The organism is Kribbella qitaiheensis (assembly GCF_014217565.1).
Lineage (GTDB): Bacteria > Actinomycetota > Actinomycetes > Propionibacteriales > Kribbellaceae > Kribbella > Kribbella qitaiheensis_A.
In genome coordinates this window covers 3,996,055-4,010,204 of sequence record NZ_CP043661.1, presented here as the reverse complement: position 1 = coordinate 4,010,204, position 14,150 = coordinate 3,996,055, and the positions used below count along the sequence as shown (strand labels likewise).

Annotated in this window: 12 protein-coding genes; 10 read left to right on the top strand and 2 right to left on the bottom strand. The window is 68.3% G+C overall.

Annotation, left to right across the window (positions count from 1 at the left end; genetic code table 11):
* On the bottom strand, window positions 1-939 hold the full coding sequence (locus F1D05_RS18790) for a GNAT family N-acetyltransferase (RefSeq protein ID WP_246486806.1): 939 nt from the start codon (window positions 937-939) through the stop codon (window positions 1-3).
* Window positions 940-1,512: 573 nt separating this feature from the next.
* Between F1D05_RS18790 and hutH the strand changes: the two genes are divergently transcribed.
* The 9 genes from hutH (at window position 1,513) to hutI (ending at window position 11,977) form a co-directional block, all read left to right on the top strand.
* Entirely contained in the window at window positions 1,513-3,057 is a 1,545-nt protein-coding gene (gene hutH / locus F1D05_RS18785; RefSeq protein WP_185448859.1) for a histidine ammonia-lyase, read from the top strand.
* Window positions 3,058-3,086: 29 nt separating this feature from the next.
* Window positions 3,087-4,742 carry a urocanate hydratase gene (gene hutU, locus F1D05_RS18780; protein WP_185448858.1) on the top strand — a complete coding sequence of 552 codons (1,656 nt, stop codon included), beginning with the start codon at window positions 3,087-3,089 and terminating at the stop codon, window positions 4,740-4,742.
* Between the two features lie 155 nt (window positions 4,743-4,897).
* On the top strand, window positions 4,898-5,896 hold the full coding sequence (locus tag F1D05_RS18775) for an ABC transporter ATP-binding protein (protein WP_185448857.1): 999 nt from the start codon (window positions 4,898-4,900) through the stop codon (window positions 5,894-5,896).
* Window positions 5,897-5,924: 28 nt separating this feature from the next.
* Entirely contained in the window at window positions 5,925-6,584 is a 660-nt protein-coding gene (locus F1D05_RS18770) for an ABC transporter permease (RefSeq protein ID WP_185448856.1), read from the top strand.
* A complete protein-coding gene (locus F1D05_RS18765) occupies window positions 6,581-7,294 on the top strand; it encodes an ABC transporter permease (protein ID WP_185448855.1) in 714 nt (237 codons plus the stop codon). The genes F1D05_RS18770 and F1D05_RS18765 overlap by 4 nt, the downstream gene beginning before the upstream one ends.
* Window positions 7,295-7,315: 21 nt before the next feature.
* Complete coding sequence (locus F1D05_RS18760) at window positions 7,316-8,248, top strand: ABC transporter substrate-binding protein (RefSeq protein WP_185448854.1); 933 nt, start codon at window positions 7,316-7,318, stop codon at window positions 8,246-8,248.
* Window positions 8,245-9,438: an allantoate amidohydrolase gene (locus F1D05_RS18755; protein WP_246486805.1), complete on the top strand. Its 1,194-nt coding sequence runs from the start codon at window positions 8,245-8,247 to the stop codon at window positions 9,436-9,438. Before F1D05_RS18760 ends, F1D05_RS18755 begins: the two co-directional genes overlap by 4 nt.
* Complete coding sequence (locus F1D05_RS18750; RefSeq protein WP_185448853.1) at window positions 9,435-10,748, top strand: formimidoylglutamate deiminase; 1,314 nt, start codon at window positions 9,435-9,437, stop codon at window positions 10,746-10,748. The genes F1D05_RS18755 and F1D05_RS18750 overlap by 4 nt, the downstream gene beginning before the upstream one ends.
* Window positions 10,745-11,977: an imidazolonepropionase gene (gene hutI / locus F1D05_RS18745; RefSeq protein ID WP_185448852.1), complete on the top strand. Its 1,233-nt coding sequence runs from the start codon at window positions 10,745-10,747 to the stop codon at window positions 11,975-11,977. The genes F1D05_RS18750 and hutI overlap by 4 nt, the downstream gene beginning before the upstream one ends.
* A gap of 18 nt (window positions 11,978-11,995) precedes the next feature.
* Here the strand turns inward: hutI and F1D05_RS40415 are convergent, their stop codons facing one another.
* Entirely contained in the window at window positions 11,996-12,421 is a 426-nt protein-coding gene (locus F1D05_RS40415; protein ID WP_246486804.1) for an endonuclease domain-containing protein, read from the bottom strand.
* 697 nt (window positions 12,422-13,118) lie between these two features.
* Here F1D05_RS40415 and F1D05_RS18735 point away from each other — a divergent pair.
* Entirely contained in the window at window positions 13,119-14,135 is a 1,017-nt protein-coding gene (locus tag F1D05_RS18735; RefSeq protein ID WP_185448851.1) for an exo-alpha-sialidase, read from the top strand.
* The last annotated feature ends 15 nt before the right edge of the window (window positions 14,136-14,150 follow it).

Below are 14,150 nucleotides of genomic sequence, written 5' to 3'. Positions count from 1 at the left end.
TCAGAGGGCCTTTTCCTGACCGGGGTGGTGGGGTGGGGTCAGAATTCGCACGGCGGTCCAGGCGCCGGCAGTGACTTGGTAGCCGAGCCAGCGGTTCACCGCGAGCATCGGCACGTTGTTGCTGTCGTTGCCGGTGAACGCGGTGACGAGCCCGGCGTCCCTGCTGCGAGCCAGCGCGACCGACTTCACCACCTTGGCCAGCCCACGGCCCCGGTACGCCGGGATGGTGCCGGTCAGGTTCGACCAGATCACCTTGCGCTCCGCGTCGGCCGTGGTGCTCACGAACGACACCACCGACCCGTCCTCAGCCAGCAAGGCGATGCTCAGATCGTGCCGGAGGTCCGGATGGTGCCAATCCGCCGCGAGCCACTCGTCGTACTCCGGTGTGTTCGACAGGCCGCTCGGATCGCCACCGGCGACGGCACCCCAGGCTTCCCAGAGCCGGTGTGGATCGACGTCGTCGAAGTCGACCAGCCGCAGATCGTCCGGTACCGCGGCCGGCTCGGGCAACTGGTTCAGCTCGGCCCTGGCGTGGCTCATCTGCCGGGTCAGGGTGAATCCGTGACTGGCCGCGAACCGCCGCGACTCGTCGTCATCAGAAACGACGATCAGCAGACCGCCGCCGCCCGCTTCCGTTGCAGCGCGAGTGATCGCCTCGGTGAGTGCGCCGCCGATCCCACGACCACGGTCCGCGGGCGGCACCTGCACCGTGACCCGGAGCCGCGAGCCGTCCGGAGTCCCCGGAGGCGGCAGATAGACGTTGCCGTAGCCAACGACCTTCTCGTCTTCGACGGCGATCAGCACGATGCGCGAACTGTTGGTTCGCAGCTCGGCCTCGACACCCCGCGCGGTCTTCACCAGGTGCGGCATCGCCGCTGCCCACACGGCTGCGATCCCCACCGCGTCATCGGGCGCCGCCGCCCGGATCTCGAACCCCATCCTCTGACCTTAAAGCCGCCCGGGGTCGCGAATAACCCCTGGAACCCGATGGGCGAACCCCACATCGGTGGGCTAAGCCCCACACCGATGGGCGAACCCCACATCGGTGGGCTAAGCCCCACACCGATGGGCGAACCCCCACACCGATGGGCTAAGCCCCACACCGGTGGGCGAACCCCCACACCGATGGGCTAAGCCCCACACCGGTGGGCGAACCCCCACACCGATGGGCGAACCCCCACACCGGTGGGCTAAGCACACTCACGTCGCCGGTCCATCGCGCAGGACCCGGTGCTTCGCCTCTCCTGTGGGGGTTACCCCATTGCTGTGCCTGTGGGGGAACCCCCATTGGAGGGGGGGAACCCCCATATCGGTGGGTTGGCCACACCTTGGCAGGTGGCCGTGGCTGGGTTGGCCACACCTTGGCAGGTGGCCGTGGTTGGGCTGGGCTGGGCTGGGCGAGGGCGGTGGGACGTGGGGCGGGGAATCTTGGTGGGCAGGTGTCTCGGGTTTGAGACAGGAAGTGGGGTGGCGGTGCTATCGGTGCGGGGTGGGGAGGGGTGCAATGGGCGGGTGCAGACAGTAGAGGTAGTTGTTGGGGTCGGGCCGCTGAGTGCGGACGACGTCGTCGCGGTGGCGCGGTACGGGGCGCCGGTGCGGATCGATGACCAGGCTCTCGAGCAGATCGCGAAGTCGCGGGCTGCGATCGAGGCGCTCGCCCACGCGGACACCCCGCACTACGGCGTGTCCACCGGGTTCGGGGCATTGGCGACGCGACACATCGCGCCCGAGCTCCGGGCCCAGCTCCAGCGCAGTCTGGTCCGGTCGCACGCGGCCGGCTCCGGGCCCGAGGTCGAGACCGAGGTGGTGCGGGCGCTCGCGTTGCTCCGGCTGTCGACGCTCGCGACCGGCCGGACCGGGGTCAGACCCGAGACCGCCCAGGCGTACGCCGGGTTGCTGAACGCGAAGCTGACTCCCGTCGTGCACGAGTACGGCAGCCTCGGCTGTTCGGGCGACCTGGCTCCGCTGTCGCACGTGGCTCTCGCCGTGATGGGTGAGGGCAAGGTCCGCGATGCCGACGGCACTCTCCGCGACGCCGGTGAGGCCCTCGAAGCCAACGGGTTGAAGCCGGTCGTGCTGGCCGAGAAGGAAGGCCTGGCGCTGATCAACGGCACCGACGGCATGCTCGGCATGCTGGTGCTCGCGCTGGCCGACCTGGATCGCCTACTCAAGACCGCCGACATCGCCGCCGCCATGAGTGTGGAGGGTCAGCTCGGCACCGACCGTGTATTCGCTGCCGACCTGCAAGCACTCCGCCCGCACCCGGGGCAGGGCGCGGCCGCCGCCAACCTGCGCGCAGTACTGGCTGACAGTCCTATCGTCGCCAGCCATCGCGGACCGGACTGCAACCGGGTCCAGGATGCTTATTCTCTGAGGTGTTCGCCGCAGGTGCACGGTGCTGCGCGGGACACCTGCTCGCACGCGGCGACCGTGGCCGGCCGGGAGCTGGCCGCCGCGATCGACAACCCGGTCGTGCTTCCGGACGGTCGTGTCGAGTCCAACGGCAACTTCCACGGCGCGCCTGTCGGGTACGTGCTCGACTTCCTCGCGATCGCCGTCGCCGACGTGGCCAGCATCAGCGAACGGCGTACGGATCGGTTCCTCGACGTCTCGCGCAGCCACGGCCTCAATGCCTTCCTGGCGGACGATCCGGGCGTCGACAGCGGTCACATGATCGCGCAGTACACGCAGGCCGCGATCGTGTCCGAGCTGAAGCGGCTCGCGGTTCCGGCCAGCGTCGACTCCATTCCGAGCAGCGCGATGCAGGAGGACCACGTCTCGATGGGATGGTCCGCCGCACGCAAGCTCCGCAAGAGCATCGACGGACTCCAGCAGGTGCTGGCGGTCGAGATCCTGACCGCGGCACGCGCCCTGGACATGCGGGCACCGCTGGAACCGTCGCCCGCCACCACCGCAGTACGGGCTGTACTGCGGGAGCACGTCGAGGGACCTGGCACCGACCGGCACCTCGCCCCCGAGATCGCGCACTCCGTCCGGCTCGTTGCTGACGGCACCTACTTGTCCGCCGTCGAGGCCGTCACCGGTCCGCTGTCTTGAAAGACACCGTCAGAAAGGCTGGATCACACATGTCCGGACCACGTCCCGTTCGCGCCGCTCGCGGTACTACGCTCACCGCCCGCGGCTGGCAGCAGGAAGCCGCGCTGCGGATGCTGCAGAACAACCTCGACCCCGAGGTCGCGGAGCACCCTGACGAGCTGGTCGTGTACGGCGGCTCCGGCAAGGCGGCGCGCGACTGGAACTCCTTCGACGCGATGGTCCGGACGCTGACCACGCTGAAGGACGACGAGACGATGCTGGTGCAGTCCGGTCGGCCGGTCGGCGTGATGCAGACGCACGAGTGGGCGCCGCGGGTGCTGATCGCGAACTCCAACCTGGTCGGCGACTGGGCCAACTGGGAGGAGTTCCGCAAGCTGGAGGCGATGGGGCTCACGATGTACGGCCAGATGACGGCCGGGTCGTGGATCTACATCGGCACCCAGGGCATCCTGCAGGGCACGTACGAGACGTTCGCGGCTGTCGCGGCGAAGAAGTTCAACGGCACGCTGGCCGGCACGGTCACGCTGACCGCAGGACTCGGCGGCATGGGTGGCGCGCAGCCGCTCGCGGTGACGATGAACGACGGCGTGGCGATCTGCATCGACGTGGACGACTCGCGGATCAAGCGGCGGATCGAGCACCGCTACCTCGACGTACAGGCGAAGTCCGTGGACGACGCGCTGCGGCTGGCCGAGGAAGCGCGGGCGGCCCGCAAGCCGTTGTCGATCGGTGTCCTCGGCAACGCGGCCTCGATCGTGCCGGACCTGCTGCGGCGCGGTGCGCCGATCGACATCGTGACCGACCAGACCTCGGCCCACGACCCGCTGATGTACCTGCCGGTGGGTGTGGAGTTCGAGGACTGGACCACCGCACGGGAGAAGGACCCGGCCGGCTTCACCGAGCGCGCGCAGGAGTCGATGGCGCGGCACGTCGAGGCGATGGTGGGCTTCCAGGACGCGGGGGCCGAGGTGTTCGACTACGGCAACTCGATCCGCGACGAGGCCCGCAAGGCCGGCTACTCCCGCGCATTCGACTTCCCCGGCTTCGTACCGGCGTACATCCGGCCGTTGTTCTGCGAGGGGAGGGGCCCGTTCCGGTGGGCCGCGCTGTCGGGCAACCCGGCCGACATCGCCAAGACCGACCAGGCGATCCTCGAACTGTTCCCGGACAACGAGCACCTGACCCGGTGGATCAAGATGGCGCAGGAGCGGGTCGCCTTCCAGGGGCTGCCGGCCCGGATCTGCTGGCTGGGCCAAGGCGAACGGGACAAGGCCGGGGTACGGTTCAACGACATGGTTGCCTCCGGCGAGCTGGAAGCGCCGATCGTGATCGGCCGGGACCACCTGGACACGGGATCCGTCGCCTCGCCGTACCGGGAGACCGAGGGAATGCTGGACGGCTCGGACGCGATCGCGGACTGGCCGCTGCTGAACGCGATGGTGAATGTCTCCAGCGGTGCCTCCTGGGTCTCCATCCACCACGGTGGTGGGGTCGGGATGGGCCGGTCGATCCACGCCGGTCAGGTGTCGGTTGCCGACGGCACCGAGCTGGCCCGGCGGAAGCTGGAACGGGTACTCACCAACGACCCGGGGATGGGTGTGATTCGGCACGTGGATGCCGGGTACCAACGAGCTGAAGAGGTTGCGGCCGAGCAGGGAGTCAGGATCCCGATGCGGGAGAGCTGAATCGTTACCCGGAGATCTTGCACTGTGCTACCACGGCAATCCATAGCGCTAAGGTGCACATTCGTTAGGAACGAGATTCGGTCATCTGGGGTGGCACCGGGCTCTCGTTCACCTAGGATCGTGCGGGCGATCTCCGACGAGCGCGAAGGGGCGCCATGATCGAGTTCGAAGACGTCACCAAGCAGTATCCGGACGGCACCGTCGCCGTCGACCAGCTGAGCCTGCGGATCCCGAGCAACGAGATCACCGTCTTCGTCGGGCCCTCGGGCTGCGGCAAGACGACCTCGCTGCGGATGATCAACCGGACCATCGAGCGCAGCAGCGGCCGGATCTCGATCGACGGCGAGGACATCAACGACAAGGACCCGGTCGCCCTGCGGCGCGGTATCGGCTATGTGATCCAGCATGCCGGGCTGTTCCCGCACAAGACGGTCGTCGACAACGTCGCCACGGTGCCGAAGCTGCTGGGCTGGGACAAGAAGAAGTCCCGGTCGGTGGCGATGGAGCTGCTGGAGCGGGTCGGCCTCGACCTCAAGCTGGCCGAGCGGTATCCGGCCCAGCTGTCCGGTGGCCAGCAGCAACGGGTCGGAGTGGCTCGCGCGCTGGCCGCCGATCCCTTGATCATGTTGATGGACGAGCCGTTCAGTGCGGTCGACCCGATCGTCAGGCACCAGCTGCAGGAGGAACTGCTCCGGCTGCAACGCGACATCGGCAAGACCATCGTGTTCGTCACGCACGACATCGACGAGGCGATCAAGCTCGGTGACAACGTCGCCGTACTGCGGGTCGGCGGCAAGCTGGCCCAGTTCGATCCGCCGAAGGAACTGCTGGCGAACCCGACCGACGACTTCGTCGAGAGCTTCATCGGCCAGGATCGTGGCTACCGCAAACTCACCTTCCTGAAGGCGGATCAGCTGCCGCTCGGGCCGGTACCGGCAGAACTCTCGCTCGGCGACAACGGCGAACCCCTGGGCTGGCAGAGCAACGGCGAACTGCTGCCGATCGGCGCCGCCTTCCAGACGGGCGACTCGCTGCGGGCCGCGATGGACGCAGTACTGACGTCGCCGGTCGGGCAGGGGATCTGCGTCGACGAGGCAGGCAAGGCGGTCGGCGTGATCGACTACACCGCCCTCGCCGGGGTGCTGCGCCCATGACTGTGCACCTGCCGCATGTGGGGGCCTCATGACCTGGATCGGTGACAACACCGGCCTGATCTGGACGCAGCTCGGGCAGCACATCTATCTGTCGCTGATCCCGATGGTGCTGGGACTGGTCATCTCGGTGCCGCTGGGCTACGTGGCGACCAGGTTCAGCTGGCTCGCGAACCCGTTGGTCGCGCTGGGCGGCGTGCTCTACTCGCTGCCCTCGATCGCGTTGTTCATCGTGCTGCCGGCCATCATCGGCACCAAGGTGCTGTCCCAGGCGAACATCATCATCGCGCTGACCATTTACGCCGTCTCGCTGCTGATCCGGAACGTGATCGACGGACTCCGCTCAGTACCCGAAGACGTTCTGCAGGCCGCGGTGTCGGTGGGCTATGGCACGCTGCGGAGGGTGGTGACCATCGATCTGCCGATCGCGGTCCCGGTGATCTTCACCGGGCTGCGGGTCGTCACGGTCGCGAACATCTCGATGGTGAGCGTCGGCGCGATCATCGGTGTCGGTGGTCTCGGTCAGCTGTTCACCCTCGGCTTCCAGCAGGACTTCCTCACCCCGATCGTGGTTGGCGTGGTGCTGTCGCTCGCGCTGGCGCTGATCGCCGACATCTCGCTGGTCGGCCTGCAACGCCTGCTGACGCCATGGGCCCGCGCGGTCGTGCCGGTCAAGGAGGTCGTCCGATGATCCAGGGATTCCTCGACTACATCACCGACCCGGCGAACTGGTCGGGTGCCGAAGGCATCAGCAACCGGATCGCGCAGCACCTCGGCTACACCTTCCTCTCGCTGCTGATCGCCGCGGTGATCGCGTTCCCGGTCGGCCTGCTGATCGGCCACACCCGGCGTGGCGCGTTCATCGCGATCAACACGGCGAACGCGTGGCGCGCGCTGCCGACGCTGGGCCTGCTGACCCTGGTCGTGCTGCTGATCGGGATCGGCAAGGTGCCGGTGATCATCGCCCTGGTGGTGCTCGGCATCCCGCCGATCCTGGCCTCGACGTACGCCGGGGTCTCGGGCGTGGACCGGGCCACGATCGACGCGGCCCGCGGGATGGGCATGACCGGGCGGGAGATCCTCACCAAGGTGGAGATCCCGATCGCGCTGCCGCTGATCATCTCGGGCCTGCGCAGCGCCACCCTGCAGATCGTCTCCACCGCCACCGTCGCGGCGTACGTCGCGCTCGGTGGCCTGGGGCGGTACGTGATCGACGGACTCAGCCTGCGGGACTTCCCGCAGATGCTGACCGGTGCCGTGCTGGTCGCGGTGCTGGCGATCCTGCTCGATCTCTGTTTCGCCGCAATCGGGCGGTACGCCGTGTCCGCCGGCCTCACCGGCCGGCTGCGTCGCAACACTGACACCAAGACTTCAACTGCTCCGGCACCAGCCGGAGTGTAGTAACGGACCCTGGAGGATCCCGTGTTCAGAAGAACCTTCATCGGCGCCATCGCCGCGACGACCGTGCTTGCCCTGGCGGCCTGCGGTGGCGGCAACGACGACCCGCTGGGTGGCAGCAGCGGCGCGGGCGGCGGATCGGCGCCCGACAAGGTCGACTCGCTGACGGTCGGCTCGGCGAACTTCGCCGAGAGCCAGCTGCTCGCGGAGATCTACGCCCAGGCTCTGGAGGCCAAGGGCATCAAGGTGAACCGCAAGCTCAACATCGGTGCCCGCGAGCTGTACATGGCGGCCATCCAGGACAAGTCGGTCGACCTGCTCCCGGAGTACACCGGCGCCACCTTGGTCTACTTCAAGAAGGACGCGACGGAGAACGAGGCCGAGGCCGTCTACAAGGCGATCCCGGGCGCACTACCGAAGGGCCTGGAGGTGCTGGACAAGTCGGCGGCCGCCGACGAGGACGCGATCGTGGTCACCCCGGAGACCGCCGCGAAGTACTCGCTGAAGTCGATCGGCGACCTGAAGGCGGTCGGCAAGACGCTGGTCGCGGGTGGTGGCCCCGAGTTCAAGACCCGGACCGCCGGGCTGGCCGGGATGAAGGACAAGTACGGCGTCGAGTTCAAGGAGTTCAAGACGCTGGACGCGGGTGGTCCGCTGAGCCTGAAGGCGCTGAAGGACAACACCATCCAGGTGACCCAGTTCTTCACCACCCAGTCGGCGATCAAGGACAACAAGCTGGTCGTCCTGGAGGACCCCGAGCACATCCACCTGCCGAACAACATCCTTCCGCTGATCCGGACCGACCACAAGAGCCCCGACGTCGCGTCCACGCTGAACGCGGTGCAGGCCAAGCTGACCACCGACGGCCTGACCGACCTGGTCACCCGGGTCGAGGTCAAGAAGGAAAGCGCCGACGCGGTGGCCAAGGACTGGCTGTCGAAGAACCCGCTGTCTTGACCGACTCTTTCGAAACCATGTGGGCGGCGCTGGCCGCGATCGGCAAGGACCCCTCGTCCGGGGGGTACCACCGAGGCGGCTGGACCCCCACCGAGCGGGTGGCGACCGACTGGTTTCGCGACCAGTGCGCCGCCCGCGGCCTGGCCCTCGAATCCGACGGCCTAGGCAACCTCGTCGCCTGGTGGGGCCCTTCCGATCAGACAGGTGTGGTTACTGGAAGTCATCTTGATTCCGTCATCGACGGCGGCGCCTTCGACGGGCCGCTTGGTGTCGTCTCCGCGTTGGCTGCTGTGGATCGCCTGCGGGCGGAGGGTTTTGAGCCTTCGGTGCCGATCGGGGTGGGTGCGTTTGTAGAAGAGGAAGGATCGCGCTTCGGGATGCCTTGTCTCGGGTCTCGGATCGCGACCGGCGTACTGCCTGCCGAGAAGGCTCTTGCTCTGCGGGACCGTGCCGGCGTGCCGTTGTCGACGGCGCTGTCCGAGTTGGGGATCGACCCGGCCGGAGTCGGCCCGTCGCCGTTGCTCGACCGGATGGGGACGTTCGTCGAGCTGCATGTCGAACAAGGGCGCGCGTTGACCGCTCCGGTGGGAGTGGCGAGCTCGATCTGGCCGCACGGGCGTTTTCGCTTCACCTTCACGGGCGAGGCGAACCATGCCGGTACCACATTGATGGAAGACCGGCATGACCCGATGCTGACCTACGCGATGACCGCACTCGCCGCGAACAAGCAGGCCCGCCTCGCCGGCGCGCGCGCCACCTTCGGCCGGTTGTCGGTCGAGCCGAACGGGACGAACGCGGTGCCGTCGCAGGTGACAGCCTGGCTGGATGCTCGCGCGGCGACTGACGAGGTGCTCCAGTCGTTGCTCTCAGCAATCAGCCGGCAAGCGGTGGAACGAGCCGAGCGGGACGGCACCAGCGTCGAGGTCACGCCAGAATCGGTCTCGCCGATCGTGGAATTCCAGCCGGGACTGCGTGACCGGCTGGCCGCAGTACTGGATGATGCGCCGGTGCTGCCGACCGGCGCCGGTCATGACGCGGGCGTGTTCTCGGATGCCGGGATCCCGACCGCGATGCTGTTCGTACGGAATCCCACCGGCATCTCGCATTCGCCGGCCGAGCACGCGGAGATGGACGACTGCCTGGTGGGGGTCGAAGCGCTCGCCGCAGTACTGAAGGATCTCGCTCGATGACCTCTTTCTGGTGTGAGCAGGCGCTGTTGCCGACGGGCCTGGCTTCGGGCGTCTTGGTCACGGTGGTGGACGGCCGGTTCGCCTCAGTCGAGGCAGACGCGTCGCCTGGCGATGCGGTCCGGCTGAGCGGGATCGTGCTGCCTGGGTTGGCGAACTGCCACAGTCACGCGTTCCACCGTGCGCTGCGCGGCCGCACGCAGACCGAGCGCGGGACGTTCTGGACTTGGCGTGAGCAGATGTACGCCGTGGCTTCGGTGTTGACGCCCGACAGTTACTACCAGCTCGCGCGGGCCGTGTACGGCGAGATGGTGCTGAGCGGGATCACTGCGGTGGGGGAGTTTCACTACCTCCACCACGCGCCCGGCGGTAAGCGCTATGACGACCCGAACGCGATGGGTCAGGCTCTGATCGCGGCCGCGCGGGATGCCGGCTTGCGGATCGCGTTGCTCGACACCTGTTATGTGGCAGGCGGGATCGACCAGCCGCTGAACGAGGTGCAGCAACGATTCAGTGATGGTGATGCGTCCGGTTGGGCCTCGCGGGTGCTGTCGCTGACTGATTCTTCGGACGATGTGGTGATCGGCGCGGCCGCGCACTCGGTGCGTGGGGTTCCGGTTGACCAGCTTGGCGCCGTGGCCTCGGTGCTGCCGAACGCGCCGCTGCACATCCATATGTCCGAGCAGGTGGCGGAGAATGTGGCTTGTCTGGCGGCCTATGGGCGTACGCCGGCGCAGGTGCTCGATGAGACCGGGTTCCTGGATGCGCGGACGAGCGCGGTCCATGCGACTCACCTGACGCCTGTGGATGTGGGGCTGCTCGGCAGCTCGGCGACGTACTCGTGCTTCTGCCCGACGACCGAACGCGACCTGGCCGACGGGATCGGTCCGTCGGTCGCGCTGCGGGACGCGGGGTCGCGGCTGACGCTGGGATCGGACAGTCACGCGGTGATCGACCTGTTCGAGGAGATGCGCGCCGTGGAGCTGGATGAACGGCTGGCCTCGCAGGAACGCGGACACTGGTCGGCGGCGGAGTTGGTGGCTGCCGCGACTGTCGATGGGCATCGGTCGCTCGGTTTCGAGGATGCGGGGGTGATCGAGAGCGGCGCGCGGGCGGATCTGGTCGCAGTACGGGCTGCCAGTGTGCGCACGGCTGGAACCGGGGCGTCGCTGGAGACGCTGGTGTTTGCTGCTTCTGCGCCTGATGTGACCGATGTGGTCGTCTCCGGACGGCAAGTGGTTGCTGACGGCAATCATGTGAAGCTGGATGTGGCGGCCGACCTGGCTGCCTCGATCGGGGCGGTGACGGGATGACCTCGCTCTTGCTGACGGGGATCGGGTCTCTGGTAACGAACGACCCGGAGCGTGGCGCGCTGCCAGGCGGCTCGGCGCGCGGTCGCGCCGGCTCTGGTGGTGCTGGCTCGGGCGGCGCGGATGATGCTGCCGTGGGCGAGATCCGGGACGCGGCGGTGGTGATCGAAGGGTCGCGGTTCGCCTGGGTCGGGTCGCGCCGGGACGCACCGGCGGCGGACAGCTCGCTGGATCTCGGCGGGCGTGCTGTGATCCCGGGCTTCGTGGATTCGCATTCGCATCTGGTCTTCGCGGGTGATCGGGCCGAGGAGTTCGCCGCGCGGATGACCGGTACGCCGTACAGCGCGGGCGGGATCCGGACCACGGTCGCCGCGACCCGCGCGGCGTCCGACGAGCAACTGCGGGCGAACGTGGCCCGGCTGGTGACCGAGATGCGTCGCCAGGGGACCACCACGGTCGAGATCAAGTCCGGCTACGGCCTGACCTCTGTGGACGAGTCGCGTGCGTTGGCGATCGCCTCGGAGTTCACCGACGAGACCACTTACCTCGGAGCGCACGTGGTGCCGCCCGAGTTCGCGGATGACCCGGCGGCGTACGTATCGCTGGTGACCGGGCCGATGCTGGATGCGGCCGCGGGCCATGCGAAGTGGGTGGACGTTTTCGTCGAGCGGGGTGCCTTCGATGCGGACCAGGCGCGGGCGATCCTGACCAGCGGTGCCGCCAAGGGACTGGGTTTGCGAGTGCACGCGAACCAGCTCGGCTTCGGCCCCGGCGTACAGCTTGCCTGCGAGCTAGGTGCGGCCGCGGCCGACCACTGCACGCACCTGTCTGACCTTGACGTCGACGCCCTCGCTTCCTCCGGTGTGGTGGCAGGGCTGCTGCCCACAGTCGAGTTCTCCACCCGTTCGCCGTACCCGGACGCCCGCCGCCTGATCGACGCCGGCGTCACCGTCGCCCTGGCGAGCGACTGCAACCCGGGTTCTTGCTACTCGTCCTCGATGCCGTTGTGCATCGCCCTCGCCGTACGCGAGATGCACATGACCCCCGCTGAAGCCCTTTGGTCCGCAACTGCAGGCGGCGCCGCCTCGCTCCGCCGCACCGACATCGGCTGCATCGCCCCCGGCACACGCGCCGACCTCGCAGTCCTGGACGCCCCCACCTACCTCCACCTCGCGTACCGCCCCGGCGTCCCCCTGGTCACGCAGACCTTTATCGCCGGAAGACCCGTCTAGCCCCGAACCTCCAGGCCATCAGTACTGCGAATCGGCACGGCCTTCCTGCGCCCAGCCCCGTTCATCCCCGACGATTCCGCGCCCGCCTGCGCCACTACTGATGGCCTGGATGTCCGGATGCCCCGCTTCCGCCCGCTCGACTGCCTCCAGGACCCACTCGCGATCGAACATCACGTCCTCCCAGGAGAAGCGGATCAGCCGCCAGCCGAGGAGGGTGAGGTTGGTGTGCCGCCGGCAGTCCCGGGCGAGCGCGCCCCGGGTGCCGTGATGGGCGAAGCTGTCGGCCTCGAGCGCGATCCGGCGGATCGGATCGCCGAGGTCGAGCCGGGCCGTGAACTTCCCGTGCCGGACGACGACCTGCGGAACGAATCTCTCGATACCGGCCTCGATCAGAATCGCGCGCAGGACGGATTCGAGGGCCGACTCCGCCCGGCCGTCGGCCACCGTGGCGACCCGCCAGGCCCGCCCGCGTCCCGGGGCCGCGCACCTTCGCCGTCGCGGCGAGCAGTTGATCCAGCGAGATCGCGCCGGAGCGTAACGCCGAGTCCGCCACCACCAGACCGGCCTCGAACGGCAACACCCGCAAGCAGTCCACCACCGTCCGAAGCTTGGTGGTGATTCCGTCAATGGCCGGTACGTCGTCGGACCAGTGCAGTTCACAGTCGAGGCGGCTGGCGCGCCGATGGTGACCGCGTGGAACCGTTACCTGGGGAATGTCCGGTCGATCAAGCACCTCGAAGCCGTGAAGAAGAGCGGCGCTCTGGTGGGAGACGACCCCGCCCTGGGCTCGTGCGGCTGCCAGCGGGTCGGTGGCCGGCGGCAGTGCGTAGACGCCCTTCGCCACCCGCTGGATGACGCCATCGGAGAGCGCGGCACGGATCGCCCTGCCTGAGTTCGACACCCGCAACTGAGCGAAGGTGGCGCTGCCCCCGGAGCGGCGGAGTACCTCGACGACGTCGGCCATGGCGAAAGCGTGCCGCAATTTGCCGGCTCGATGCCGAGCTCCATCCACAGGCGGACCGCCACGCCATCCGTACGCGCGGACTCGGTGGCGTGGCTGACGGGCTCACGCTCGCCGAGACGACGTCGCAGGGTCGCGAGGCGAGTACTGATGGCTTGGCGGTGCGGCTACCTTGGCGCAATGTCGCGCATTGCCATCGCTCGCACGGTTCAGGGCCAGCTGCCGTACTTTCCGAACGCGATTAGCACCGGGAACGGGAGGGTGCTGGTGGTGTGGCGGGAAGGGCGCGGCCACGTCCGGAGTGTGGGGCGGATTGTGCTGGCCGAGAGTGCGGGTGGGGTGGAGTGGTCGGAGCCTCGGGTGGTGATGGATGGGGTGTACGACGACCGGGATCCGATGTTGGTGGAGTTGAGCAACGGGGAGCTGTTGCTGAGCTGGTTCCAGATCGATTGGACGGTGCAGCCGTACACGTGTCCGGGCGTGCTGGTCGCGCGGTCGGTTGACGGCGGGAAGAGCTGGGGAGAGCCGGTCGCGGTCGGGTCGGCGATGGTGCAGGAGACCGAGGAGGTCTGGCACCGGTTCCGGGCTGGGCACATCGTGGCGCACGGGCAGATCCTCGAGTTGCCGAACGGCGATCTGCTGGCGCCCGTCTACGGGGTGTTCCCTGGGGATGCGTGCCACTCGGCGAGCGTGGTGCGGTCGACCGATGGCGGGCGGACCTGGCCGGCCGAGAGCGAAGTGGTGCTGGGGCGGAAGGCCGATCACGAGTACGTCGAACCGGTGCTGACCCTGTTGCCCGGTGGTCAGGTGGTGGCGTTGCTGCGGACCGACGAAGAGGCTGAGCTCACCAGATCCGACGACAACGGGGTGACCTGGTCCGAGCCGGAGCCGTGCGGCCTGCACGCCTCGTCGGCAGACACGCTCACTTTGTCCGATGGCGCAGTACTGGTCGCGTACGGCGATGTCTCCAAGCGCTTCAACTCCGGCCGTCCGACGGTCGCCACGATCGTCAAGGATCCGCTCGGCCGATGGGACCAGGACCCGCTCCACCTGGTGATCGACGCGGGGCAGGACACCCAGGACCAGTCGAACCCGGCCGTGGTCGAGCTCCCCGGCGATCGCCTGCTGGTGATCAGCTACGACATCTTCACCCGCGAGATCGTCGGCGAACTGCTGCCCCGCGCCGCCCTGGCCTAAAACCTGGTGCGGCGG